At 59.0% G+C, this 23,680-nt stretch carries 23 protein-coding genes and 1 tRNA gene; 11 read left to right on the top strand and 13 right to left on the bottom strand.

What is annotated here, in order from left to right; all coding sequences use genetic code 11:
- Nucleotides 1-103: 103 nt before the first annotated feature.
- The 5 genes from AC1ROR_RS05280 to AC1ROR_RS05260 form a co-directional block, all read right to left on the bottom strand.
- Nucleotides 104-178, bottom strand: a tRNA-Glu gene (locus tag AC1ROR_RS05280).
- Nucleotides 179-598: 420 nt separating this feature from the next.
- On the bottom strand, nucleotides 599-1,372 hold the full coding sequence (locus tag AC1ROR_RS05275; RefSeq protein WP_003495874.1) for an amino acid ABC transporter ATP-binding protein: 774 nt from the start codon (nucleotides 1,370-1,372) through the stop codon (nucleotides 599-601).
- Nucleotides 1,373-1,383: 11 nt separating this feature from the next.
- Nucleotides 1,384-2,541: an amino acid ABC transporter permease gene (locus AC1ROR_RS05270; RefSeq protein WP_035223317.1), complete on the bottom strand. Its 1,158-nt coding sequence runs from the start codon at nucleotides 2,539-2,541 to the stop codon at nucleotides 1,384-1,386.
- A gap of 3 nt (nucleotides 2,542-2,544) precedes the next feature.
- Nucleotides 2,545-3,741: an amino acid ABC transporter permease gene (locus AC1ROR_RS05265; protein WP_080834524.1), complete on the bottom strand. Its 1,197-nt coding sequence runs from the start codon at nucleotides 3,739-3,741 to the stop codon at nucleotides 2,545-2,547.
- 109 nt (nucleotides 3,742-3,850) lie between these two features.
- Nucleotides 3,851-4,873 carry an amino acid ABC transporter substrate-binding protein gene (locus AC1ROR_RS05260; protein ID WP_003495880.1) on the bottom strand — a complete coding sequence of 341 codons (1,023 nt, stop codon included), beginning with the start codon at nucleotides 4,871-4,873 and terminating at the stop codon, nucleotides 3,851-3,853.
- A gap of 375 nt (nucleotides 4,874-5,248) precedes the next feature.
- On the opposite strand from AC1ROR_RS05260, the gene AC1ROR_RS05255 reads away from it, so the two are divergent.
- Nucleotides 5,249-6,436 (top strand): cystathionine beta-lyase, encoded by a 1,188-nt coding sequence (locus tag AC1ROR_RS05255; protein WP_498588802.1) that lies wholly within the window; start codon nucleotides 5,249-5,251, stop codon nucleotides 6,434-6,436.
- Between the two features lie 2 nt (nucleotides 6,437-6,438).
- Here the strand turns inward: AC1ROR_RS05255 and AC1ROR_RS05250 are convergent, their stop codons facing one another.
- A complete protein-coding gene (locus AC1ROR_RS05250; RefSeq protein ID WP_498588801.1) occupies nucleotides 6,439-7,608 on the bottom strand; it encodes an FAD-dependent monooxygenase in 1,170 nt (389 codons plus the stop codon).
- A 29-nt stretch (nucleotides 7,609-7,637) separates the two neighbouring features.
- Complete coding sequence (locus AC1ROR_RS05245; protein ID WP_035223329.1) at nucleotides 7,638-7,883, bottom strand: zinc-finger domain-containing protein; 246 nt, start codon at nucleotides 7,881-7,883, stop codon at nucleotides 7,638-7,640.
- A 170-nt stretch (nucleotides 7,884-8,053) separates the two neighbouring features.
- On the opposite strand from AC1ROR_RS05245, the gene AC1ROR_RS05240 reads away from it, so the two are divergent.
- The 3 genes from AC1ROR_RS05240 to AC1ROR_RS05230 all read left to right on the top strand — a co-directional run bounded on the left by AC1ROR_RS05240 (nucleotide 8,054) and on the right by AC1ROR_RS05230 (nucleotide 10,141).
- The gene (locus tag AC1ROR_RS05240; protein WP_035223462.1) at nucleotides 8,054-8,830 is read left to right on the top strand and encodes an alpha/beta fold hydrolase; all 777 of its coding nucleotides are present in this window, start codon (nucleotides 8,054-8,056) and stop codon (nucleotides 8,828-8,830) included.
- A gap of 163 nt (nucleotides 8,831-8,993) precedes the next feature.
- Nucleotides 8,994-9,818, top strand: coding sequence for a serine O-acetyltransferase (gene cysE / locus AC1ROR_RS05235; protein WP_035223331.1), 825 nt, complete (start codon nucleotides 8,994-8,996; stop codon nucleotides 9,816-9,818).
- A 119-nt stretch (nucleotides 9,819-9,937) separates the two neighbouring features.
- A complete protein-coding gene (locus AC1ROR_RS05230; protein WP_003515356.1) occupies nucleotides 9,938-10,141 on the top strand; it encodes a DUF3126 family protein in 204 nt (67 codons plus the stop codon).
- Between the two features lie 51 nt (nucleotides 10,142-10,192).
- Here AC1ROR_RS05230 and AC1ROR_RS05225 read toward each other — a convergent pair whose 3' ends face one another.
- Nucleotides 10,193-11,587, bottom strand: a complete 1,395-nt coding sequence (locus AC1ROR_RS05225) for a cytochrome P450 (protein WP_498588800.1) — start codon at nucleotides 11,585-11,587, stop codon at nucleotides 10,193-10,195.
- Between the two features lie 111 nt (nucleotides 11,588-11,698).
- Here AC1ROR_RS05225 and AC1ROR_RS05220 point away from each other — a divergent pair, with 111 nt between their 5' ends.
- A complete protein-coding gene (locus AC1ROR_RS05220) occupies nucleotides 11,699-12,355 on the top strand; it encodes a TetR/AcrR family transcriptional regulator (protein ID WP_498588799.1) in 657 nt (218 codons plus the stop codon).
- A 99-nt stretch (nucleotides 12,356-12,454) separates the two neighbouring features.
- On the opposite strand, the gene fdhA is transcribed toward AC1ROR_RS05220, so the two are convergent.
- The gene (gene fdhA / locus AC1ROR_RS05215) at nucleotides 12,455-13,645 is read right to left on the bottom strand and encodes a formaldehyde dehydrogenase, glutathione-independent (protein ID WP_498588798.1); all 1,191 of its coding nucleotides are present in this window, start codon (nucleotides 13,643-13,645) and stop codon (nucleotides 12,455-12,457) included.
- Between the two features lie 483 nt (nucleotides 13,646-14,128).
- Between fdhA and AC1ROR_RS05210 the strand changes: the two genes are divergently transcribed.
- Nucleotides 14,129-14,731 carry a serine O-acetyltransferase gene (locus tag AC1ROR_RS05210; RefSeq protein ID WP_498588797.1) on the top strand — a complete coding sequence of 201 codons (603 nt, stop codon included), beginning with the start codon at nucleotides 14,129-14,131 and terminating at the stop codon, nucleotides 14,729-14,731.
- A gap of 32 nt (nucleotides 14,732-14,763) precedes the next feature.
- Here the strand turns inward: AC1ROR_RS05210 and AC1ROR_RS05205 are convergent, their stop codons facing one another.
- The gene (locus AC1ROR_RS05205; protein WP_035223336.1) at nucleotides 14,764-15,636 is read right to left on the bottom strand and encodes an ATP-binding protein; all 873 of its coding nucleotides are present in this window, start codon (nucleotides 15,634-15,636) and stop codon (nucleotides 14,764-14,766) included.
- Nucleotides 15,637-15,843: 207 nt separating this feature from the next.
- Here AC1ROR_RS05205 and yajC point away from each other — a divergent pair, with 207 nt between their 5' ends.
- From yajC to AC1ROR_RS05180, 5 genes are all read left to right on the top strand, one after another.
- Nucleotides 15,844-16,191 (top strand): preprotein translocase subunit YajC, encoded by a 348-nt coding sequence (gene yajC, locus AC1ROR_RS05200; protein WP_035223337.1) that lies wholly within the window; start codon nucleotides 15,844-15,846, stop codon nucleotides 16,189-16,191.
- Between the two features lie 81 nt (nucleotides 16,192-16,272).
- Nucleotides 16,273-18,837: a protein translocase subunit SecDF gene (gene secDF / locus AC1ROR_RS05195; protein ID WP_080836657.1), complete on the top strand. Its 2,565-nt coding sequence runs from the start codon at nucleotides 16,273-16,275 to the stop codon at nucleotides 18,835-18,837.
- Nucleotides 18,837-19,229: an Mth938-like domain-containing protein gene (locus AC1ROR_RS05190; protein WP_498588796.1), complete on the top strand. Its 393-nt coding sequence runs from the start codon at nucleotides 18,837-18,839 to the stop codon at nucleotides 19,227-19,229. The genes secDF and AC1ROR_RS05190 overlap by 1 nt, the downstream gene beginning before the upstream one ends.
- A 23-nt stretch (nucleotides 19,230-19,252) precedes the next feature.
- Nucleotides 19,253-20,098 (top strand): phytoene/squalene synthase family protein, encoded by an 846-nt coding sequence (locus tag AC1ROR_RS05185; RefSeq protein ID WP_035223341.1) that lies wholly within the window; start codon nucleotides 19,253-19,255, stop codon nucleotides 20,096-20,098.
- A gap of 159 nt (nucleotides 20,099-20,257) precedes the next feature.
- Nucleotides 20,258-20,716 carry a hypothetical protein gene (locus AC1ROR_RS05180; protein WP_080834511.1) on the top strand — a complete coding sequence of 153 codons (459 nt, stop codon included), beginning with the start codon at nucleotides 20,258-20,260 and terminating at the stop codon, nucleotides 20,714-20,716.
- A 24-nt stretch (nucleotides 20,717-20,740) separates the two neighbouring features.
- Here AC1ROR_RS05180 and AC1ROR_RS05175 read toward each other — a convergent pair whose 3' ends face one another.
- The 3 genes from AC1ROR_RS05175 to lipB all read right to left on the bottom strand — a co-directional run bounded on the left by AC1ROR_RS05175 (nucleotide 20,741) and on the right by lipB (nucleotide 23,615).
- Nucleotides 20,741-21,676, bottom strand: a complete 936-nt coding sequence (locus AC1ROR_RS05175) for a DMT family transporter (protein ID WP_498588795.1) — start codon at nucleotides 21,674-21,676, stop codon at nucleotides 20,741-20,743.
- A 73-nt stretch (nucleotides 21,677-21,749) separates the two neighbouring features.
- The gene (locus AC1ROR_RS05170) at nucleotides 21,750-22,817 is read right to left on the bottom strand and encodes an NAD(P)-dependent alcohol dehydrogenase (protein ID WP_080834509.1); all 1,068 of its coding nucleotides are present in this window, start codon (nucleotides 22,815-22,817) and stop codon (nucleotides 21,750-21,752) included.
- 66 nt (nucleotides 22,818-22,883) lie between these two features.
- Nucleotides 22,884-23,615 carry a lipoyl(octanoyl) transferase LipB gene (gene lipB, locus AC1ROR_RS05165; protein WP_498588794.1) on the bottom strand — a complete coding sequence of 244 codons (732 nt, stop codon included), beginning with the start codon at nucleotides 23,613-23,615 and terminating at the stop codon, nucleotides 22,884-22,886.
- Nucleotides 23,616-23,680: the final 65 nt, after the last annotated feature.

The raw sequence follows: 23,680 nt of genomic DNA, 5'->3' as shown, positions 1-23,680 counted from the left end.
AGCCTCGCCATCGTCGCGATGGAAAATTTGCGGATGCTCGATCGAAGAACGATCGTGACAAATCGCGTTATTGCATATCTTGAAGGGGAAACACGAAGGCAAGTGGCACGCCCTAGGGGAGTCGAACCCCTCTTTTCAGAATGAAAATCTGACGTCCTAACCGATAGACGAAGGGCGCGTGCGCTTGTGGTGTGGCGCCCTTATAGTCAGGCTCCGGTTGGTCCGCAAGCGGAAAAATGCATGATTTGACAAAAAAATGACATGCGCCGCTACAAGCCCTGAAAAACAAGGATTCTTGTTTCGTAACAAATGGTTAAAGCGTCGGAGTGTCGCTGTTTTCGAGGCCTTTTGCTTGGGGTCAATGCCGCAAGATGACGACTCAGCGCGGCTGTTGGCTGGATTGGAACCTAACAGTGAGGCAGTGATGAGGTAGAACGTGCCTGCCGTCATCCTCGCCCTTGAGGCGAGGATCCACTCTCCAGCCGCCCATGGATCCTCGCCTCAAGGGCGAGGATGACGGTGAGTGTGGCGTACTACTTCTGCAAAAAAAAACGGGGCCTGAAAGGCCCCGTTTGATGATTCTTTGGTGATCGCTGCCTCAGTGCAGAATCTGGCTGAGGAACAGCCTGGTGCGCTCGTGCTGGGGATTGTCGAAGAATTCGGCGGGCGAATTCTGTTCGACGATCTGGCCCTGGTCCATGAAGATGACGCGGTTGGCGACCTGACGGGCGAAGCCCATTTCGTGCGTCACGCACAGCATCGTCATGCCGTCTTCGGCAAGGCCGACCATGGTGTCGAGCACTTCCTTGACCATTTCAGGGTCGAGCGCCGATGTCGGTTCGTCGAACAGCATGATCTTCGGCTTCATGCAAAGCGAGCGGGCAATCGCCACGCGCTGCTGCTGGCCGCCGGAGAGCTGGCCCGGGTATTTGTGGGCCTGCTCGGGAATCTTGACGCGCTTCAGATAGTGCATCGCGATTTCCTCGGCTTCCTTCTTGGGGGTCTTGCGAACCCAGATCGGCGCCAGAGTGCAGTTCTCGAGGATCGTCAGATGCGGGAAGAGGTTGAAGTGCTGGAACACCATGCCAACCTCGCGCCGCACTTCGTCGATCTTTTTCAGGTCGTTGGTGAGTTCGATACCATCGACGTTGATCAGGCCCGACTGATGTTCTTCCAGCCGGTTGATGCAGCGGATCATGGTCGACTTGCCGGAACCCGAAGGACCGGCGATGACGATGCGCTCACCCTTCATGACCTTCAGGTTGATATCGCGCAGCACGTGGAAGTCGCCGTACCACTTGTTCATGCCGACGATTTCGATTGCCACGTCCGTAGCCGAAACGGTCAGTTTTTTTGCTTGGGTTTCTGCCATTTGAGCGTCCCTTATCGTTTATGCCCGGTGTCGAGGTGCCGTTCCATGAACAGCGAATAACGCGACATGCCGAAGCAGAATATCCAGAATACGAAGCCTGCGAAAATATAGCCAGTCATCGCTGTGACGGGTGTCGCCCAGTTCGCATCCGATTGGTTGAGTGTGACAATGCCGAGCAGGTCGAACATGCCGATGATCGAGACCAGCGACGTGTCCTTGAAAAGCCCGATGAAGGTGTTGACGATGCCCGGAATGACCAGCTTCAGCGCCTGCGGCAGCACGATCAGCCGCGTCTTCTGCCAGTAGTTCAGACCGAGCGAATCCGCCCCTTCATATTGTCCCTTCGGAATGGCCTGCAGGCCGCCGCGGATCACCTCCGCCATATAGGCCGAGGAGAACAGCGACACGCCGACCAGTGCGCGCAGGAACTTGTCGAAGGTCCAGCCGTCGGGCAGGAACAGCGGCAGCATGATGCTGGCGAAGAACAGGACGGTGATCAGCGGAATGCCTCTGATGACTTCGATGAAAAGCACGCAGAGCATCTTGATGACCGGCAGGTTCGACCGTCTGCCGAGTGCCAGAAGAATGCCGAAGGGCAGGGAGACCGTGATCCCGAAGAACGACAGGATGAGGGTCACCATCAGGCCGCCCCACAGCTGCGTCTCCACCTTCGGCAGGCCGAATACGCCACCGATGAGCAGGAAAAACGCAATGAAGGGCAGGATGATGAAAAGCGCCAGGGCATTGAGCCGCTTGAACGGCGCCTTCGGGATGAGCATCGGCACGAGCAGGATGGCGAAGGTCACCATCACGAGGATCGGACGCCAGCGCTCGTCGAGCGGGTAACGGCCAAAGACGAATTGCCCGAGCTTTGCCGAAACGAAGGCCCAGCACGCGCCGGACTGGCCGTCCGGAAGCGCACCGCCCTGGGAGGCGGTCAGGCAGGCGATACGATCGCTACCGCTCCACACCGCATCTATGAACAGCCAGTCGATGAGTGGCGGCAGAAGATAGGCGAGGAAAGCGATGGCGAGAACCGTGAGGATCGTGTCCTTCGGCGTGGCGAAAAGTTTGGTACGCAGCCAATGGCTGATGCCAACCGCACTCGACGGCGCGGGTTTGGCATCCTCGATGGTCTGTCGCACGAAAGCGTGATTGCTGATCGTCATCGATTATCTCTCCACCAGGGCCATTTTCGCATTGAACCAGTTCATGACCACGGCCGTGAGAATGGACAGCGAGAGATAGATGACCAGCCAGATCGCAACGACTTCGACTGCCTGTCCTGTCTGGTTGAGGATCGTGCCGCCAACGGAAACGATGTCGGCGAAACCGACCGCGACCGCGAGCGAGGAGTTTTTGGTCAGGTTGAGATATTGGCTTGTCAGCGGCGGAATGATGATGCGCATCGCCTGCGGAACGACGATCAGACGCGTCGTCGTGCTCTGGCGAAGGCCCAGTGCTTCCGCTGCCTCGGTCTGGCCCTTGGCCACGGCCTTGATGCCGCCGCGAACGATCTCGGCGATGAAGGAGGCGGTGTAGAAGGAGAGAGCCAGAAACAGCGACATGAATTCCGGAGCGACGACCGCGCCACCCGACAGGTTGAAGCGCCCTGCAATCGGGTAGTCGAATGTCAGTGGTGCGCCGAGCGCCAGAAATGTCGCGGCGGGGAGGCCGATGACGAGAAGCGTTATCGTTATTCCGGTGCGGAACTGCTGGCCGGTTCTTTCCTGCCTGGCCTTCGCCCAGCGATAAACGAAGACGCTGATGACGATGGCGACCAGAAAGGCGAGCGGAATAAGCCAGGTGCCTTCGCCCCAGAGGGGCTTCGGAAAGAAGAAACCGCGATTGTTGAGGTAGCTTCCAAGCGGAAGCTCCAGCGAATCGCGCGCCTGCGGCAGGACGGAAATAACGCCCTTGTACCAGAAGAAGATAACGAGCAGGGGCGGGATGTTGCGGAAGATTTCCACATAGGCCTGCGCCAGCTTCGAGATCAGCCAGTTGCTGGAAAGTCTCGCGATACCGACGATGAAACCGATGATCGAGGCGGCGATGATGCCGAAAAATGCGACCTGGATCGTGTTGAGAATGCCAACGAGCAGCGCCCGGCCATAGGTCGCATCGCTGGTATAGGCGATGAGCGACTGGCCGATATCGAAACCGGCTCTTCCATTGAGGAAGCCGAAGCCGGATGAAATGTTTGCCCGTTGAAGATTGGTGATCGTGTTCGTCACGATGATCCAGACGAAGGCGGTCAGGATGACGACTGTCAGAACCTGATAGAAAATGCCTCGAATGCGTGGATCGTTGATAAGTGACGACGCGCTTTGCGCGCGCGATCGTTGCGAACTGACCGCGTTGCCTGCCATAGGCACCTTTCCCTTTTATATGCTCTTTGCGAGCTTATTTATATAATTTTAAATGGGAGGCCGGGCTTTGCCCAGCCTCCTTTCAGCCTCTAACCGAGGATGGGGCCGATTAACGGACCGGCGGTGCGTATTGCAGGCCGCCCTTGGTCCACAATGCGTTCTGGCCACGCTCGATCTTGAGCGGCGAGCCGGCGCCGACGTTGCGGTCGAAGACTTCGCCGTAGTTACCCACCAGCTTGACGATGTTGTAAGCCCAGTCGTTGGTCACGCCGAGATCGGTGCCGATCTTGGTGCCTTCTTCGGTGCCGAGCAGACGCTTGATATCCGGGTTGGCGCTGGTCTTCTGTTCATCGACGTTTTTGGAGGTGATGCCCAGTTCTTCGGCATTGACCATCGCATAGTGAACCCAGGTCACGATGTCGAACCACTGGTCGTCACCCTGGCGAACGGCCGGTCCAAGCGGCTCCTTGGAAATGACTTCGGGCAGAACGATGTTGTCGTCCGGGTTCTTCAGCTTGAGGCGGATGGCGTAAAGACCGGACTGGTCGGTGGTGTAGACGTCGCAACGGCCGGAATCATAGGCAGAGGTTGCGTCGGCTTCCTTTTCGAAAACCACCGGATTGTACTGCAGATTGTTGGTCTTGAAATAGTCGGCGAGATTGAGCTCGGTGGTCGTGCCGGTCTGAACGCAGACGGCGGCGCCGGAAAGCTCGAGCGCGGACTTAACATTCAGGCCCTTCTTGGCAATGAAGCCCTGGCCGTCATAATAGTTGACCGTACGGAAGTTGAAGCCGAGCGACGTATCGCGGCTGATCGTCCAGGTGGTGTTACGGGTCAGAACGTCGACTTCGCCAGACTGGAGGGCCGGGAAGCGGTCCTTGCTCGACAGGGCGACAAACTTTGCCTTGGAAGGATCACCGAAAACCGCAGTGGCAATACCACGGCAATAGTCCACGTCGATACCGGACCATTCGCCCTTGTCGTCGGGATTTGAAAATCCCGGAATGCCCGCGCTCACGCCGCAGGTGACGAAACCTTTCGACTTCACATCCTGAAGCGTCGCAGCCGAAGCGACCGAGGCTCCTCCCAAAACTGCTGCGCCGATAGCGGCTGACAGAATTGCCTTTTTCATTTTTCCCAACCTTTGTTTGTTATCGTCAATGGAAGGGGACCGGCATCGTTGTTTTACCCCAGCTCCCCCTTCAGCAAGACCTTTTCGATCCGCTTTTTCTATCACAATCGCAATTGGCAGCGGGGTCAAGACGTGCCGGCAATAATTGTGCCTATAAAACGGAATTTTCCAGATTTTGGTCGGGAAGTGTGCAAAGGGTGAAAATATAAGCATATTTTTGCGAAAATTTGCACTTGCACGATTTTTGTATACTTCTTGTATGCTGTTTCGCGATGCATCAATCGACATGTCTGGCACTGTTTTACGGGACTTGACCTTGCCCTCCGCTCTTAGCATTGTCGCTCGCGTCAATATTCCTTCGAAAGCTGATCTGAAATGACCAAGACAAATGACCTGCGTTCCGCCGCAGGTATGAATACGCGCCTGGCCCATGGCGGTAACGATCCCGCGGACTGTTTCGGTTTCGTCAATCCTCCCATCGTGCGCGGCTCGACCGTGCTTTTCCCCGACGCCGAGACGCTTTCGACTGAAAACCAGAAATATACCTATGGCACCCACGGAACGCCGACGACGGATGCGCTTTGCAATCTCGTCAATGAGCTCGAGGGTTCTTTCGGAACGATTCTCGTGCCGTCGGGGCTTGCAGCGATCACCGTGCCGTTTCTTGCCTATCTCGGTGCGGGCGATCATGCGCTGATCGTCGATTCGGTCTATTTTCCAACGCGCCGCTTCTGCAATACGATGCTGAAGAAGCTCGGCGTTGAGGTTGAGTATTACGATCCGTCGATCGGTGCAGGCATTGAAGCGCTCATCCGCCCGAATACGAAGCTTGTGCATCTGGAAGCGCCGGGCTCAAATACGCTGGAGATTCAGGATGTCCGGCTGATCGCCGAGGTCGCCCACAGGCATGATTGCGTCGTGACGATGGACAATACCTGGGCAACACCGCTTTATTTCAAGCCGCTCGATTTCGGCGTCGACGTTTCCATTCATGCCGCCACCAAATATCCCTCCGGTCATTCGGATGTGCTGATGGGGTTTGTCTCGGCCAATGAAAAGCACTGGAAGGCGCTTTATCAGGCGAATACCAATCTCGGCATCTGCGTCACCTCTGACGATGCCTACCAGATCCTGCGTGGCATGCGGACCATGGGAGTGAGGCTGGAACACCATCAGAAAAGTGCACTCGATATCGCTCAATGGCTGGAACGCCGCGACGATGTCGTGCGCGTTCTGCATCCGGCCTTGCCGAGCTTTGCCGGGCATGACCTCTGGAAGCGCGATTTCAAGGGCGCAAGCGGCGTGTTTTCCTTCGTGCTGAAAGCTGAAGAGGGGAAATATAAGCAGACGGCGGCAGCATTCTTGAATGCGCTGACCTTCTTCGGGCTTGGCTATTCCTGGGGCGGATACGAATCGCTTGCCGTTTCGGTATCGCTTGTCGACAGGACCATCGCCAAAGGTCCGACGGAAGGGCCGGTCATCCGTCTGCAGATCGGACTTGAGGATATTGTCGATCTCAAGAAGGATCTTGAGGCCGGGTTTGCGGCGGCGGCCGGGGTCTAACCTCAGCCTTTGGCGCGGTAGCCGTAAAGCCAGTCTAAGTCCTTCAGGAAGGCTTCCGTGGGACGTGTTGAAAAAACGAAGTCCCGGGCAAGGCGAGCCGGGCCTGTGGCGTGATAGGCGAAACGATTGAGAGAGGCCCGCTTGCGGGCCTTTTCTATGCGCGGAAGGCGCAAAGCTTCGAAGGCTGCAAGGGCCTGTGCCACGGGCAGGGGTGTTCCGGCCAGCGCGCCCGCCAGTTCAAAGGCATCCTCGATAGCCATCGCCGCCCCCTGTGCCGCAAAAGGCATCATCGCATGGGCTGCGTCGCCGATCAGCACCGTGTCGCGGCCATTGTGCCAGCGTCCGGGGCCGGCCTGGTAGAGTGGCCAGAAGGTTGGATTTTCCGACGATGACAGGAGCCGGACGATATCCGGGCTCCAGTCGCGAAATTGCGCCAGCAGCATCGCTTTCTGCTGTCCGCTCGATTCGGCCCGCCATGTCGCGCCGGGATCGGCACCGAGCGCGATGGCGACGATGTTGAAGCCGCCGACTTCCTTCAGCGGATAGGCAACTATATGGCCGCCCGAACCGAGATAGGCGGTGACGGCGCTCTTGTTGATGGCGGAAGGCACATCTTTTGCAGCGACCGTGAAGCGCCAGGCGACATTGCCGGAAAAAGTGGCGACGGGAGAGGAGGGGACGGCAAAACGGGCCGCCGACCAGACGCCGTCCGCGCCGACGATCAGGTCGTGATCACGAAACGTGGTTGCGGCAATCCCATCCAACGTTGCATTTTCCATGCGTTTGCCGAGATGCAGGCGGCAGAGCGGATTGCGGGTCACCGCATCAAGAAGCGCGCGTTGCAGCGTCGAGCGGTGAAGGACGCCGTAGGGTGCGCCCCAGCGTGTGCGAGCCATTTCGGCCATTGGCAATGATAACAGCGTGGCAAGCGATTTTCCCGATGCCAGTTCGACGCTGACAGGCTCCGTCCAACGTGCCTCGATCTCCGGCATCACGCCGAGTTCCGCAAGGATGCGGGCGGCATTGGGCGACAGCTGCAGGCCGGCGCCGACTTCCGCGAGTTCACCGGCCTGTTCGATGATGTCGGAGCTGACGCCATGCCTGGCAAAAGAAAGGGCAGCGGTGAGACCGGCAATGCCGGCACCGACAATGGCTACGGATGTGATGGGCATGATGCGCCCCGATCAGGAAAGGGAAAAGGTCAGGCGGCCTTCACATGGAAGACGCAGCCCGGAGGATTGGTCTGTTCGGCCTTCAGCGACGGATTGTAACGGTAAAGGGTAGAGCAGTAGGAACAGACCTTCTCGTTGTCGTCGCCCATATCGATGAAGATATGCGGATGATCGTAGGGCACCGAAGCGCCGGTGCACATGAATTCCTTGACGCCGATCTCGATTACGCTGTGTCCGCCATCGTTCTGGAAGTGGGGAATGGAATGCCCGGCCATGTTCGTCTCCAAATGCAATATCGTGGTTAAGCCGCAGATCGTCATCGAGCATGGGCTTATTGCTGCGGATATGTAGCCTCAAACGCATTGCATCTCCATAAAAATCGTCAGGAAAATATGTTCACCATTGCGATTTCCTGCCATATGGTCCGGCAAAAAGGATGTCCTTGATGAATCTCAACACGCCGCAATTTTCCGATTTTTCCCATGACGGCCTTCGCCTTGCCTATTTCGACGAGGGTGATCCGGCGGGCGAGCCGGTTCTGTTGATTCATGGCTTTGCCTCCAGCGCGAACGTCAACTGGGTACATCCCGGCTGGCTGAAAACACTCGGGGATGCGGGCTACCGGGTGATTGCCATCGACAATCGCGGCCACGGCGCAAGCGACAAGCCGCATGATCCAGACGCCTATTATCCGCCTGTCATGGCGGAAGACGCGGTGGCGCTGCTCAATCATCTCGGCATCGCGGAAACCCATGTGATGGGATATTCCATGGGCGCGCGCATTTCCGCCTTTCTGGCCATGGCCCATCCCGAGCGCGTCCGCTCGCTGGTTTTCGGCGGGCTCGGCATCGGCATGATCGAAGGCGTCGGCGACTGGGATCCGATTGCCGAGGCGCTGCTGGCCCCGTCGCTCGATGTCGTCACCCATGAGCGCGGCCGTATGTTCCGTGCCTTTGCCGACCAGACGAAAAGCGACCGGCTGGCGCTGGCCGCCTGTATCGAGACCTCGCGGGTTCTCGTCACGCGCGAACAGGCGGAAAAGATCGATGCGCCGACGCTGATTGCGGTTGGAACGAAGGATGATATTGCCGGATCCGGCGCAGAACTCGCGGCGATCATGCCGCATGCGCGGGCGATCGATATTCCCGGCCGCGACCATATGCTGGCCGTTGGCGACCGGGTGTTCAAGGCTGCGGTTCTGGAATTTTACCGCGCGCTTTGATCTGGATTATTTCGGCAATGTCCGGGGCGGCAAGAAACGCTTTTTCATGCTGCATGCAGAAAAACTGAAGCCTTGCCGTCTTTAAAGTCGTCATTCGAATCCCATTTCTAATGCACGTCTTTTTCTGTATAAAGAACGACCACTGCAAACGAGGAGACCATTCATGGTCGCACGCACCGAGGCCCGTCAGCCCGAACAGCTGGCGATCGTCGATCCGATCTGGGGCAGCCTGCTGCATGAAGCGCGTAGCGCCGCAGCTCAGGACCCGCTGCTTTCCGCTTTTCTTTATTCGACGATCCTCAATCACCGGTCTCTGGAAGAATGTGTGATCTATCGCATCTGCGAACTCCTCGATCATCCCGATATGCAGGCCGTGCTTCTGCGCCAGACGTTTCAGGATATGCTGGATGACTGGCCGGAATGGGGAAGCGTGCTGCGCGTCGATATCCAGGCGGTTTACGACCGCGACCCGGCCTGCACGCGCTTCATGGAGCCGCTGCTCTATTTCAAGGGCTTCCAGGCCATCCAGACGCATCGCCTTGCCCATTGGCTGCTTGCGAAGGGCCGCAGGGATTTCGCCTTTTACCTGCAAAGCCGCTCATCGAGCATCTTCCAGACGGACATCAATCCGGCCGCGCGCATTGGCAAGGGTATCTTCCTCGATCATGCTACGGGGCTGGTGGTCGGTGAAACGGCTGTCATCGGTGACAATGTTTCCATCCTGCACGGCGTGACGCTTGGCGGCACCGGCAAGGAGGGGGCGGACCGCCATCCGAAGATCGGCAATGGCGTGATGATCGGCGCAGGCGCAAAAATTCTCGGCAATATCGAGATCGGCAGCTGCTCGCGCATTGCCGCCGGTTCGGTGGTGCTGAAACCGGTTCCGCCGAAGACCACCGTGGCCGGTGTGCCGGCGCGCGTGGTGGGAGAAGCAGGGTGTTCGGAACCCTCGCGTCTGATGGACCAGGTTATCGGAGCCGATATCTGACAGGTCGTGAATATTGCGCTCGTCCGTGTGGAAGACACGGATGATGCGCCGCTTTCACTTTACTTTGGCCTTTGTCCCATGCCAAAAGCGGCCAACCCGAACCGCACAGGAGAATAGTGGTGAAAGCCGACGAAATCAAAAAACTCGACGCCTATTTCAAGCGCACCTTCAATGAAAAGATGGTTGTGAAGGCGCGTCCGCGCAAGGACGATTCCGCCGAAGTGTATCTTGGCGAAGAGTTTCTCGGCGTCGTCTACATCGATGACGAAGACGGCGACCGCTCGTACAACTTCTCCATGGCGATCCTCGACGTCGATCTTTGATCGTCACCATCAGGTGATGTTCTTTATGGGGTAATAATCGCCCGCGGTGGTTCACACCGCGGGCGATTTGTTTTTGCGGTTCGTGACCCGCATCATCAGAGGGGCTTGCGGGCGTAACGTCACCCTCATCAGCGGCTCCGCCGTGGCTGCGGATCTGTTTTCGAGATGGGCCTTCTGCAAAAGCACGGCGAGGATCGCGACGGCTTCCATCATCGCAAAAGCATTGCCGATGCAGACGCGCGGGCCTGCGCCGAAAGGCATATAGGCATAACGGTGACGCGCTTTGGCTTTTTCCGGATCGAAGCGGGAAGGATCGAAGCGTTCCGGTTGGTCCCATAGCGTCGTATGCCGGTGCACGGCATAGATCGGTACATAAAGAACGGTTCCGGCCGGAATATCATGGTCGCCGAGCTTGAAGTCCTGCAGCGCCGTGCGGGTGACAACCGGGGCAGGCGGGTAAAGCCGCATCGCCTCGGAAAACACCTGTCTGGTATAGGTCAGTTCAGCAATATGTCCTGCCGCGATCGGATTTCCACCGGTGACGGCCGCGATCTCCTCGACGACTTTCCGTTCCACGTCGCTGTTTTGCGACAGCAGGTGGAACGTCCATGCGAGACCGAGCGCGGTCGTTTCGTGACCGGCGGTGATAAAGGTCAGCAGATTGTCGATGATTTCAGTGTCGCTCATCATGCGTCCGGTTTCCGGGTCCTTTGCCTCGAGCAACATGGAGACCAGATCGTTCCGGTCGGCGGGGTTTTGCCGCCGGTTAGCGATCACCGTCGACAGGCTAGAGCGCAGATAGTCGACAGCGGCCCGGGCCTTGCGCCGGCCGGGATGGGGAAGCCATTCCGGTGCGCCCAGCATGGCGAGCGCAAAGGTCCAGCCGGTTGGTTTCAGATAGTCGGTGACGCTTTGTTCGACGCGCCCGATATCGATCCCGTGGCCGCCGGACATCATGGTTTCGACAATGATGTCGAAGGTAGTCCGCATCATTTCATGGCCGATATCAATGTCACCGGAAGGAGATGTGTCCCAGCGCCTTTCGGTTCGCTCAGCCGCCTCGATCATCACGGGCAGCAGTTCCAGTAGCTTTTCATGCCGGAAGGCGGCGGCGACGGATTGCCTTTGCCATTTCCAGTGATCGCCATCCGCCGTCAGAAGGCCCTGTCCAAGTGCGGGGCCAAGCGCCCGGCGCACATCCTCACCCTTGCCGAGCAGATGGGCGTTTTTGACCAGAGCCTCATGGATAAGAACCGGATCGGCGAGGTGGACACGCATCGTGCCGCCAAGGCGCGTGAAGACGGCCGGTTCGCTGAAAATCTCCGGCGGCAACGCATTCAGCGGATTGCGGATGAGCGAGAGGGCCACACGTGCTGTGGCGAATCTGGAGACGGGTGCCGCAGCGGATATATCCGGGGGCGGGCTGCGAAGGTCGGTTCCGGGCATGGACAGGTCCTTTATTCGCGTTGAACACTCAAATTTCCCTGTTAAGGTGTATACCTTATTTTAGTCATTTAAGGTGCATGCCTTAGGTTTCAATAGCGGGGTCCGATATCAATGAAGAAAAGCGAGGGCGGACGATCAACGGGGCGTCTTTCTCCTACACGGCAGAGAATTCTTGCTGCTGCTCTCGAGCTGTTTAACGAGCGGGGGCCCGATCATGTGACCACGGCTGAGATCGCAAGGGCGGTGAATATTAACGAGGGCAATCTTTATTACCATTTTCGCACCAAGGAGGCGCTGGTTCTGGCGCTGTTTGCCCTGTTCGAAGCCGATGCGCTGGCGATTGTCGCGAAGATTGACGGCGCGGACGAAGGTGCTGCGGCGACCTATACCGGGTTTTTGCGGCTCTGGTTTTCGCTGGTGTGGAATTACCGCTTCCTGTTTCGCGATCTTGTCGGGCTTGTTTCTTCTGCGCCTGCGCTGGTGGAGCCGGTGCGCACCATCAGCGCCGCCATGCGTTTTGCCGTCGATGATATTGTCGGACGGATGGAGAAGGCGGGACTTGCGGAGATTCCGGAAGGTGAGCGGGCCGCCGTTCTCACAAACCTATGGATCGTCTCGACCTATTGGGCGGCCTATCTTAACCTGCAGGAGGGCGTGACCGAATTCGGGCCGCTGCAACTGGAATGGGGGCTTCGGCAAGTGTCGAGCCTGTTCCGCCCCTATCTTTCCCCGGCTGCCACGGCCGAGCTGGAAGGGATGCTGCTGTAGTCTCTTGATTTCACCGTGTGGTGATACGGTAAAAAGCGCCCGCGGAAAGATTTTTCGCGGGCGCTGTTCAATGATTATGGGACGCGAGCTCTCGAAATGTCAGGCCGCTTTCAGCAGATCGCCATGCGGGTCGAGAACAAACTTTGTCGCCGCGCCCTGATCGAAGCTTTCATAACCCTGGACGGCATCGTCGAGCGCTATGATTTTCGCGTTGACGATGTCGGCGATCGGCAGGCGGTCATGCAGGATGGCCTGCATGAGCTGACGGTTATACTTCAGAACCGGCGTCTGGCCGGTGTGGAAGGATTGCGCCTTCGCCCAGCCCAGACCGAAGCGCAGGGACAGGCTGCCCTGTTTCGCCGCGGCATCGACCGCGCCGGGATCCTCGGTGACATAGAGGCCGGGGATGCCGATCGAGCCGGCAGCGCGGGTGATCTCCATCATCTGGTTGAGAACGATGGCCGGCTGTTCACCGCCGGAATGGCCGCGTGCCTCAAAACCGACGGCGTCGATGGCGCTGTCCACCTCATTGGTGCCGACGATCTGCGCGATCATATCGCCCAGCCGGTCCCCCTTGGAGAGATCGACGGGTTCGAAACCGACCCCTGCGGCGTGCGCAAGGCGATCCTTGTTGAAATCGCCAATCATGACGACCGCGGCACCCAGAATGCGGGCAGAGGCGGCGGCGGCAAGACCGACCGGGCCGGCGCCTGCGACATAGACCGTGGAGCCGACGCCGACGCCCGCCTTGACGGCGCCGTGGAAGCCGGTCGGCAGAATGTCGGACAGCATGGTGAGGTCGCGAATCTTCGACATCGCCCTGTCGCGGTCGGGAAATTTCAGAAGGTTGAAGTCGGCATAGGGGATGGTGACGTAACGGGCCTGTCCGCCGATCCAGCCGCCCATATCGACATAGCCGTAAGCGCCGCCGGCGCGAGACGGGTTCACCGTCAGGCAGACGCCGGTATCCTGCGACTTGCAGCAGCGGCAGCGGCCGCAGGCGACGTTGAAGGGCACCGAGACGATGTCGCCGATATCAAGCATTTCGACGTCGACGCCTTTTTCAATGACTTCGCCGGTGATTTCGTGGCCGAGAACGAGACCCGGCATCGCCGTGGTGCGGCCGCGCACCATATGCTGATCGGAACCGCAGATATTCGTGGAAATAACCTTGAGAATGACGCCGTGCTCGATGCGGCGGCCATCCGGCGCCTCCAGCTTCGGGTCGTCGATGTCGCGGACTTCGACCTGGCCCGGCTTCAGATAAACGACGCCTCTGTTCCTGCTCATATCCATCTCCTCCTTGGGTTTGAACATCAATGCCGGCCCGCTCCTCCGCAGGCAGATATTGTCGAACTGCACCAACGAACCGGTGACGGTTCGCATGTGATCTTTCGGCGAAGGATGGACAGGGGAATAAATGGGACGTTTCGAAAAGACGCCGCCACCTCCTGATCTACCGCCGCCGCAGCCCCGGCATTTAGCCGGTTGTCCGGCTCCTCCTCGCGAAATTGAGGGGATGGTGCCGGATGCCTGCAGAAAACCATGTGACGGGCGAGGTGACGTTCGGGAATACGACACCCTCTGTAGCCTTGACGACACTGGCCTTCACACCAGTTCAAACATTCTGGAAATGGCTCTTTTGCGGCGCAGCGGCGAAGGTTTGATACCGAAAACGCCGTCACGATTATCATCCTGCCGATACGGCATAGATACGCGGTTGCAAGTTACGCTCGAGACGATAAATTGCCTTCCATATTTAAGGATTTCATTGTGACCATTTTTAAAAAAGTCTGTTTTGCGGTATCGGCCCTGTCCGTTACGCCGCACCTGGTCCTGCTTTTCATGGCGAAACCGGGGAACCCGATCTTCAGAGACATCGAGGCGTGGAGCGAAAAGCTTCTCGGGACGTCATCGACGCGGCGCGGCGACCTCATGCTTGATGCGGTGAGATTGCTGACCGGCACGGCCGAGTTTCGCAACCTTTTTTATTATCGGTTGCCGAGGGCGCATTTTTTCAAGTTCCTGGCACGCCCGGAAAGTACGCTGCACATCCACACGCCCGATATCGGCCCCGGCCTGTTCATTCAGCATGGATTTGCAACGATCATATCGGCCGAGTCGATCGGCGCCAATTGCTGGATAAATCAGCAGGTCAGTATCGGTTACACCAGCTCGACGGGCGCGCCCAGGATTGGTGACAACGTTACGATAAATGCCGGCGCCAAGGTGCTTGGGGATATCGTCGTGGGTGACAATGCAAAAATCGGTGCGAATGCGGTTGTCATCAAGAATGTTCCCGCCGACTGTACCGTCGTGGGCGTTCCCGCGCGGATTGTCAGACGCGCGGGACTGAGGGTGGACGAGGCGCTGTGAGGCTCGATTAATCCCTGCTGTTTGATCGCAGCCTATCTGTCGATCGATTTCCTCAGGCGCCCGGCGGCATCCTGAATATATTGCCAGGCCACACGGCCGGAGCGTCCGCCGCGCGTGGTCGCCCATTCCAGCGCCTCGTGATGCAGGGTTTCGCGATCGAGCCCCAGATCGAAATGCGTGGCATAACTGTCGATCATCGTCAGATAGTCTTCCTGACCGCATTTGTGGAAACCGAGCCAGAGGCCGAAGCGATCCGAGAGCGAGACTTTCTCCTCCACCGCTTCCGAGGGGTTGATGGCCGTCGACTGCTCGTTTTCCATCATGTGACGCGGCAGAAGGTGGCGGCGGTTGGACGTGGCGTAAAACAGAACATTGTCCGGCCGTCCCTCGATGCCGCCGTCGAGCGCCGCCTTCAGGGATTTGTAGGCCGTGTCGTCGTGGTCGAAGGAGAGGTCGTCGCAGAAGACGATGACGCGTTCACCGGAAGCCTTCAAGATGTCGAGCAAGGCGGGCAGGGTGTGGATATCCTCGCGGTGCACCTCGACCAGTTTCAGGGGAACGCCGCTTGCTGCGCGCACATCTTCGTGAACAGCCTTGACCAGCGAGGATTTGCCCATGCCGCGCGCGCCCCAGAGCAGCACGTTATTGGCGGGAAAACCATCGGCAAAACGCAGCGTGTTTTCGTGCAGGATGTCGCGCACATGGTCAACGCCACGAATGAGTTTCAGCGCAATGCGGTTCGGACGTGCGACCGGCTGCAGGAAGGAGTTGACCGGCGACCAGACGAAACAATCGGCCGCATTCCAGTCGTTTATGGCGGGTGCCGGGCCGGCGAGCCGTTCCACGGCAATGTTCAGTCTACGCAGTTCGGCAAGAAGCAGGGTGGCCGTCTCTTCTCGAATCATGGTGTTTCTTCCGCTTGTCTCGTGTTCAAAACGATGTTTTCGGCCCGGCCTAGCATGGCGTTTCCAGCCCATAAAGGTTAAGAGGTCCGGAATCGGTACGGTGGGCTGCCTGCATCTGTTGCAATCCCGGCGTTCCCCACTATATTCCGGCGGCTTGAAAGCTGGGGCGGCATAAGAGGTCGTGCCGTAATCGTTGAGGAGTTTTATATGTTCATTAGTCAAGCTTTTGCCCAGGACGCAGCGGGTGGCGCATCGGCCTTCGGGTCTGGCCTTGAAATGCTTTTCCTGTTTGCGCCGCTTATGGTGGTCTGGTACTTTTTCCTCATCCGTCCGCAGCGCGCGCAGATGAAGAAGCGTCAGGAGACGCTGACCAGCATTCGCCGTGGCGATCAGGTCGTTCTCGGCGGCGGCATCGTCGGCAAGGTGACCAAGGTCATCGACGACAATGAACTGGAAGTCGAAATCGCCGAAGGCGTGAAAATCCGTGCCGCTCGTGCCTATATTGCCGAAGTGCGCGTGAAGGGCGAAGTGGTCAAGACGGAAGCCGCTTCCTGATCCTGCCGGATAACCGGACGCCCGCTTCCGAATTTGACGGGTTGCGTCATCAGCGCAACCCCAACCCTGACCGAGATCGAAATGCTTCATTTTTCCCGTTGGAAAACAGTCTTCATCTGGCTGCTTGTGCTGGCAAGCGTCTTCATCGCCTCTCCCAACCTGTTTTCGGACAAACAGCTGGAGAGCATGCCTGCCTGGTACAAGGACAACAAGGTAACGCTCGGTCTCGACCTTCAGGGCGGTTCGCACATCATGCTCAAGATCGAGCGTTCCGACATTGTCAAGGAACGGCTTGAAACGATCGTCGGCGATGTGCGCACGCAGCTTCGCGACGCCAACATCCGCTATTCCGGGCTCACGGGCAACGGCCAGCAGATTCAGGTTCGCATCAGCGATCCCGCTCAATACGAAGCGGCCAAGACTGCGCTTCGCGACCTGACGCAGCCGGTGTCCGCCGGAACGCTGGTCGGCGGTTCCATCACCGAAGTGACGATGAGCGATGGCGGCGACAATCTGCTCAGGCTCAACCTGAGCGATGAAGGCATCGACTACCGCCTGTCTTCGGCCGTGTCGCAGTCCATCGAAGTCGTGCGCCGCCGCGTTGACGAAGTCGGCACCACCGAGCCGCTCATCCAGCGTCAGGGTTCCGACCGCATCATCGTGCAGGTGCCGGGCCTTCAGGACCCGCAGCGCCTGAAATCGCTTCTCAACCAGACGGCAAAGCTGTCCTTCCGCATGGTCGACACGACGATGCCGGTGCAGGAAGCGATGAACGGCCGCCCGCCGGCCACCTCTGAGGTTCTCTATTCGCAGGACGATCCGCCGGTTCCCTATCTGGTGGAACGCCGCGCGCTCGTTTCCGGCGACAATCTCGTCGACGCACAGGCAAGCTTCAACCAGCAGACCAACGAACCCGTCGTCACCTTCCGCTTCGACAGCCGCGGCGCGCAGCGCTTCGCGCAGGCGACGCAACAGAATGTCGGCAAGCCTTTCGCCATCGTGCTCGATAACCAGGTCATTTCCGCGCCTGTCATCCGCGAGCCGATCATCGGCGGTTCGGGACAGATTTCCGGTAACTTCTCGGTACAGGGCGCCAACGACCTTGCGGTCCTGCTGCGCGCCGGTGCGCTGCCGGCCACGCTGACCGTGGTTGAAGAACGCACCGTCGGTCCAAGCCTCGGTAACGACTCCATCACCGCCGGCCTGACGGCCAGCGCCATCGGCGCCGTCGGCGTCCTCATCTTCATGTTCGTCTTTTATGGCTTCTTCGGCCTGCTGGCGAATATCGCGCTTGTCGTCAACGTCGTCATGCTGCTCGCTGTTCTCAGCGTGATCGGATCGACACTGACCTTGCCGGGTATTGCCGGTATCGTCCTGACCATCGGCATGGCCGTGGATTCGAACGTTCTGATCTATGAGCGAATACGCGAGGAGGTGAAAAGCGGCAAACCGCTGATCCAGTCACTGGATAACGGCTTCACCCGCGCCTTTGCGACCATTATCGACGCCAACCTGACGACGCTTATCGTGGCAAGCGTGCTGTTCTACATGGGCACCGGTCCGGTGAAGGGCTTCGCGGTCACGCTGGCCGTCGGTATCATCACCACCGTCTTCACGGCCTATACGCTGACGGCGTGGATGTTCGGCTACTGGGTTCGCCGCAGCCGTCCGAAACACCTGCCGAAGGGTGTCCGCACCGCCATGTTCGATGGCCGCGACATTCCCTTCATGCGCTATCGTCGCGTGGTCTTCATGATCACCGGCGCCATCATGCTCGCCTGCATCGGTGGTTTCGTTGCCAAGGGCCTGAACCTCGGCATCGATTTCCAGGGTGGTTCGGTCATCGAAGTGCGCGCCAAGCAGGGCGAGGCGGATCTTGCCGATATTCGCGATCGTCTGAACCAGCTCAATCTGGGTGAAATCCAGGCGCAGAACTTCGGTACGCCGCAGGATGTTCTCATTCGTATCCAGGCGCAGGACGGCGGCGAGAATGCCGAGCAGTCCGCCATCACCATGGTGCGTGGTGAGCTTGAGGACAAATATGACTTCCGCCGCGTGGAAGTCGTTGGTCCGGCCGTGTCGGGTGACCTTACCTATACGTCCACGATTGGCATCCTGCTCGCCATGACGGCGATCATGATCTACATCTGGGTGCGCTTCGAATGGCAGTTCGCGCTCGGTGCGGTCATCTCCATGGTGCACGACGTGGTCTTTACGATAGGCCTGTTCGTGTTCCTCGGGATAGAGTTCAACCTCACGAGTATCGCGGCGATCCTGACGATCATCGGTTATTCGCTGAACGATACCGTTGTCATCTACGACCGTATCCGCGAAAACCTCAGGCGTTATAAAAAGATGCCGCTGTCGATGATCATCGACGTGTCGCTTAACCAGACGCTGTCGCGCACGATCCTGACTGGTCTGACCGTACTTCTGGCGCTCTTGGCGCTCTACCTCTTCGGTGGCGAGGTTATCCGCTCCTTCACCTTCGCCATGCTGTTCGGTGTGGGTATCGGCGTGTTCTCGTCGCTCTACATCGCCGCGCCGGTGCTGATCGCCTTCAAGCTGCGTCCCGACAGCAAGGATGCGGAAGACGAGAAGGATGAAAAGCCCGGCAACGCCATCGGCGGCAAGCCTGCCGTCTGATGGCCGGCGGGATTGAAATACGCCCGGCCCATTTTCCCGGCCGGGCGCCCATCGATGCCTATGGCAATGGCGGTTTCCGTTTTGCCGACATGTCGCATCGCGGCTCGCTTCTGCTCCTGCCTTCCGGCATCTACGGGTGGGAGCCCGTTGATGCGAAAGAACTGACCGTCAAACATTTCGAAAAGGTTCTGGCGGAAGCGCAGGATATCGAAGTGCTGCTGATCGGCACGGGTGACGGCATGCGGGTGCTGCCGAAAGAACTGCGCGCGGCCTTTAAGGAAGCGGGTATTTCCGTCGACCCGATGAGCACGGGTGCTGCCGTGCGCACCTATAATATCATGCTTTCGGAATCGCGCGCCGTGGCTGCGGCGCTGATTGCCGTCGAAGGCTGACAGGACGTTTCGCGCGGGGAACCATGGCACCCACAGAAAATCTCGACGTCTGCCTCGCGACGCTGCGCGATACCGATCGCGACCGCTATCTCGCCTGCCTTCTGTCGCCTGCCGAAAAGCGCAATGCCCTTGCCGCGCTATACGCCTTCAATGCCGAAATCGCCCGTATCCGCGATTCCGTGCGCGAGGCGCTGCCCGGCGAGGTGCGCATGCAATGGTGGCGCGATCTTCTGGACGGCAATGCACACGGTGACAGCCAATCCCACCCGGTGGCAGCAGCGCTTCTGGCGGCGATCGAGCATTATCGCCTGCCGCGTCCTGTGCTGGCCAATATGATCGAGGCGCGTATCTTCGATCTCTATGACGACCTGTTCGAGGATCGCAATGCGCTTGAAGGTTATGCCGGAGAAACCGCATCCGCATTGATCCAGCTTGCAAGTCTCGTGCTTTCCGCTGAAGACGCCGCATCCAGCGCGGAAGCGGCAGGGCATGCGGGCGTGGCACAGGCCATGGCGGGCATTCTTCTCCTGATGCCGCTGCACCGGCGTCGCGGGCAGGTTTATATTCCTGCCGACATGCTGGCGGCTGCGGGGCTCGACCGCGAGACGTTTCTCGAAGGTCAGGATAAACAGCGGATCGGCATCGCCATCGAGATTTTTGCGGCGCACGCTCTCGATCATATAGAAAAGGCGAGACGCGCGAAGATTTCGAAAACGGTCTTCGCGGCCTATCTCCCCGTGGCTTTGTCCGGCCCGGTTATCCTTGCCGCCAGAAAGGCCGGAACGGGCGTGTTCGAAGGCGAGTTGCAGCTGTCGCAGCTGCGCCGGCAATGGCTGCTGGCAAAGGCGTCCTTCCTCAAGCGGTTCTGATTTTCTGTCCCGCGTATCGCATGGCGGACCGCTCCCGATTCTGCAGCGATCCCCGTGAAGCCACACTTCACGCAAGCCTCGATCTTTATGAACCGAAACCGGGTTCGCATCGTTTCGATTCGCGAATCGTGATGTTTCGGTGCTGAGGGAGCGTCCCGGGTGAGTATTGCGATCTGGATTATCGTTTTCGTGCTGCTTTCGGTCTTCGCTGTATATGCATGGCGCATGACGCGGGCGACGGACGAGGATAACAGCCATGATGTGGGGCAGGCGATCATGGATTTCGCCCGGGCCTTTCCCAACGAGGCGATCAGAAGCCTGCATATGACGGTGGATGGCGTCGCGGCCTTTGTGCGCCTCCATGACAACAAGGCCGGCTTCATGCGCAATATGGGGTCTCACTATGTGTGCGTGATGATCGACCCAGAGCGGATAAGGGTCGAAAGTCTCGAAAGCGGCGACGGTTTTGTCGTTACCTTTTTCGATATGCCGAAATATAGCGGCTCATACCGGTTCAAATCGGCTGGAGAGGCGGCCGAGGTCTCTCTCTGGCTGCTTGGCAGCCTCGTAGAGGCGCAGGATCATCACGACGAAGGCTCGTTGCCCTCGGGCAGCTGAGGCCTTGCCATTCATCGTCCCGTCTCATTGCCCGTCCAGCGGCAGATTGGTCTGTGTCTGTTTGCGTTCTCCCCAGATGATAAACAGGCCGGATGCGACGATAATGAGGATGCCCAGCCATTTCGACGGCGTCGGGAAGTCTGAGAACAGCGCATAACCGAGTACCGTCGCCGAGATGATCTCGAAATACTGGAACGGCGCCAGCAGAGAGAGGGGCGCCAGCCTGAAGGCCCTGACGATCAGGAGATGCATGTAGCCGGATATCGAACCCAGCAGGATGAGCAGGGTGAGGGCAAAGCCGGATTGCGGGAGCGAGACGGCGAAATCCTTGTCGCCGAATGCATTGCCGGCCAGAAGGGCCGCCCCCATGAACACGGTGCCGGCAATGCCGGACATGGTCTGCATGACGAGCGGGCTGTCGGCATCGCCGATGGCGCGGTTCAGGAAGAGATAAAGCGTGTAGAGAAAGGCGCAGGCGACCGGCAGGAGCGAAGTCCAGCCGAAGATCTCGAAACTCGGCTGAATAACGATGAGAGCGCCGCCAAACCCCACCACAATCGCCGTCCAGCGTTTCCAGCCGACTTTTTCACCGAGGAATAGGGCCGACATCATCGTCAGCATGAAGGGCTCGACGAAATAGATCGCAAAGACATCGGCGAGCGGCATGTATTTGACGGCGGCAAAGAACATCAGGCTGGCCGAGGCATGCAGCACACCGCGCAGGCAGTTCATCCACGGCCGCCTGGCGCTGAACAGCGCTTTCGGTGAGATCACCAACAGCAGGGGCAGGGTGCACAGAAGCTGGAAAAAGAAGCGGTAGAAGGTGACCTGCGCCGGCGACATGCCGCCGCTGACCGCCATGTATTTGGCGATCGCATCCATGACCGGCAGCACGAACATGCAGCCCGCCATGATGGTCATGCCCTTGGCGACATCGTTGAAACCGGTCTGGCTGGTCATGGTTAGGGCTGCGCTTTCAACCGGACGGTCAAACGAGGAGAGGGGACGCCGGAAACTCGCCCCCTTTCCAGGGTCAGGCAGCCTTCTGGCGCGGCAGGCTCTTCATATCAATGACGAAGCGATAACGCACATCGCTTTTTATCATGCGTTCATAAGCGTCGTTGATCTGATCGATATCGATCATCTCGATTTCGGCGGCGATGCCTTTTTCGGCGCAGAAATCCAGCATTTCCTGGGTCTCGGGAATGCCGCCAATCATCGAACCGGCAAAGGTCTTGCGGCCGGGGATGAGGCTGAAGGCGTGGACGGAGAGCGGCTTTTCCGGAGCGCCCACCTGCACCAGCGCGCCATCGCGTTTCAGCAGCGCGAGATAGGCGTTGATGTCATGGTCGGCGGCAACCGCATCAATGATCAGATCGAGACTTGCAGCGGCACTCTTCATCTGCTCGGCATCACGGGAGACGATTACCTCATGGGCGCCGAGCTTTTTCGCGTCTTCCGCCTTGCCGGGCGACGTCGTGATCATCACCACGGTCGCGCCCATGGCATTGGCTATCTTGACGGCCATATGACCAAGGCCACCGAGGCCGACCACGCCGACACGCTTGCCGGGTCCTGCGTTCCAGTGGCGCAGCGGGGAATAGGTGGTGATACCCGCGCAAAGCAGGGGTGCTGCGGCGGCCGGATCGAGGCCTTCGGGAATGTTGAGGACGTAACGGTCATCGACGACGACATGGGCAGAATAACCGCCAAGCGTATGAGCGCCACCGCCCATAGCCTTGTCGGGCGAATTATAGGTGCCGGTCATGCCGTTTTCGCAATATTGCTCCAGCCCCTCGGCGCAGCTTGCGCATTGCCGGCAGCTATCGACGATACAGCCGACACCAACCCGGTCGCCCGCCTTGAACTTGGTGACCTGCGCGCCCACCCGGCCGACGCGGCCGATGATTTCGTGGCCGGGAACGCAGGGGTAGAGGGAGCCCGGCCATTCGCTGCGGGCCGTGTGGATATCGGAGTGGCAGACGCCACAGAATTCGATCTCGATTTCGACATCGCGCGGGCCGGGATCGCGACGCTTGATGGTCGCGAGCTTCATCGGCGAAGAACCGTCATCGCAGGCATAGGCGGACGTTGTGAACATGGTCGTTCCTCCTCTTGTGGTGATCGATGCTGGAAACACCGGCCTGCGGCAAAAGTTGCAGTGGGATCAGCCGCCGGAGCCGGATTCGGGCACTGCCTCGCCAAACACCTCCTCGAAGGCTTCGCGCAGCAGAACGTCGACATCACCGATCATAACCGGCAATCCGAGATCGACAAGGCTGGTGACGCCATAGGCGCTGATGCCGCAGGGAACGATGCCGGAAAAATGCGAGAGGTCGGGATCGACATTGATCGACAGCCCGTGGAAGCTCACCCATTTGCGCAGCCTGATGCCAAGCGCGGCGATCTTGTCTTCAGCCATGCTGCCATCTGGCAGAAGAGGTTTCTCCGGCCGCCGGACCCAAACGCCAACACGATCTTCGCGCCGTTCGCCGCGCACATTCATCTTGTCGAGCGTGCGGATGATCACGTCTTCCAGCGCCGCCACATAGGCGCGGACATCCTGACGCCGGCGTTTCAGGTCCAGCATCACGTAAACGACCCGCTGTCCCGGCCCGTGATAGGTATATTCACCGCCACGGCCCGTGGCGAAGACGGGAAAACGATCCGGCTCTATGAGGTCGGCGGCGTCGGCGCTGGTGCCGGCGGTGTAAAGTGGTGGATGCTCTAGAAGCCAGACGAGTTCATCCGCTTCGCCACTGGCGATGGCGGCGACTTCCCGCTCCATTTCCTCAATCGCCTGCTCGTAGGGGACGAAACCTTCCGAGATTCGCCAGCGAACGGGCGGGGAACCGGCGGCGGGCAACATATTTGTCTCGATATCGGTGCGTGTGAGCATGAAAAAGTCCTTTCCACAGCCTTCTCGCAAAATGATGACAAGGCGGCAACCCCAGCATTTCCGGG

Source organism: Agrobacterium sp. GW821-FHT14E08 (genome assembly GCF_058803865.1).
The sequence above is the reverse complement of the archived record's forward strand: the minus strand, read 5'-3'. Positions and strand labels throughout refer to the sequence as shown.

What these genes read in the sequence shown, in the direction of transcription:
- AC1ROR_RS05275 (WP_003495874.1), bottom strand. Translation starts at nt 1,372, where the DNA reads ATGGCAGAAACCCAAGCAAAAAAACTGACCGTTTCGGCTACGGACGTG.
- AC1ROR_RS05270 (WP_035223317.1), bottom strand. Translation starts at nt 2,541, where the DNA reads ATGACGATCAGCAATCACGCTTTCGTGCGACAGACCATCGAGGATGCC.
- AC1ROR_RS05265 (WP_080834524.1), bottom strand. Translation starts at nt 3,741, where the DNA reads ATGGCAGGCAACGCGGTCAGTTCGCAACGATCGCGCGCGCAAAGCGCG.
- AC1ROR_RS05260 (WP_003495880.1), bottom strand. Translation starts at nt 4,873, where the DNA reads ATGAAAAAGGCAATTCTGTCAGCCGCTATCGGCGCAGCAGTTTTGGGA.
- AC1ROR_RS05255 (WP_498588802.1), top strand. Translation starts at nt 5,249, where the DNA reads ATGACCAAGACAAATGACCTGCGTTCCGCCGCAGGTATGAATACGCGC.
- AC1ROR_RS05250 (WP_498588801.1), bottom strand. Translation starts at nt 7,608, where the DNA reads ATGCCCATCACATCCGTAGCCATTGTCGGTGCCGGCATTGCCGGTCTC.
- AC1ROR_RS05245 (WP_035223329.1), bottom strand. Translation starts at nt 7,883, where the DNA reads ATGGCCGGGCATTCCATTCCCCACTTCCAGAACGATGGCGGACACAGC.
- AC1ROR_RS05240 (WP_035223462.1), top strand. Translation starts at nt 8,054, where the DNA reads ATGAATCTCAACACGCCGCAATTTTCCGATTTTTCCCATGACGGCCTT.
- cysE (WP_035223331.1), top strand. Translation starts at nt 8,994, where the DNA reads ATGGTCGCACGCACCGAGGCCCGTCAGCCCGAACAGCTGGCGATCGTC.
- AC1ROR_RS05225 (WP_498588800.1), bottom strand. Translation starts at nt 11,587, where the DNA reads ATGCCCGGAACCGACCTTCGCAGCCCGCCCCCGGATATATCCGCTGCG.
- AC1ROR_RS05220 (WP_498588799.1), top strand. Translation starts at nt 11,699, where the DNA reads ATGAAGAAAAGCGAGGGCGGACGATCAACGGGGCGTCTTTCTCCTACA.
- fdhA (WP_498588798.1), bottom strand. Translation starts at nt 13,645, where the DNA reads ATGAGCAGGAACAGAGGCGTCGTTTATCTGAAGCCGGGCCAGGTCGAA.
- AC1ROR_RS05205 (WP_035223336.1), bottom strand. Translation starts at nt 15,636, where the DNA reads ATGATTCGAGAAGAGACGGCCACCCTGCTTCTTGCCGAACTGCGTAGA.
- yajC (WP_035223337.1), top strand. Translation starts at nt 15,844, where the DNA reads ATGTTCATTAGTCAAGCTTTTGCCCAGGACGCAGCGGGTGGCGCATCG.
- secDF (WP_080836657.1), top strand. Translation starts at nt 16,273, where the DNA reads ATGCTTCATTTTTCCCGTTGGAAAACAGTCTTCATCTGGCTGCTTGTG.
- AC1ROR_RS05190 (WP_498588796.1), top strand. Translation starts at nt 18,837, where the DNA reads ATGGCCGGCGGGATTGAAATACGCCCGGCCCATTTTCCCGGCCGGGCG.
- AC1ROR_RS05185 (WP_035223341.1), top strand. Translation starts at nt 19,253, where the DNA reads ATGGCACCCACAGAAAATCTCGACGTCTGCCTCGCGACGCTGCGCGAT.
- AC1ROR_RS05175 (WP_498588795.1), bottom strand. Translation starts at nt 21,676, where the DNA reads ATGACCAGCCAGACCGGTTTCAACGATGTCGCCAAGGGCATGACCATC.
- AC1ROR_RS05170 (WP_080834509.1), bottom strand. Translation starts at nt 22,817, where the DNA reads ATGTTCACAACGTCCGCCTATGCCTGCGATGACGGTTCTTCGCCGATG.
- lipB (WP_498588794.1), bottom strand. Translation starts at nt 23,615, where the DNA reads ATGCTCACACGCACCGATATCGAGACAAATATGTTGCCCGCCGCCGGT.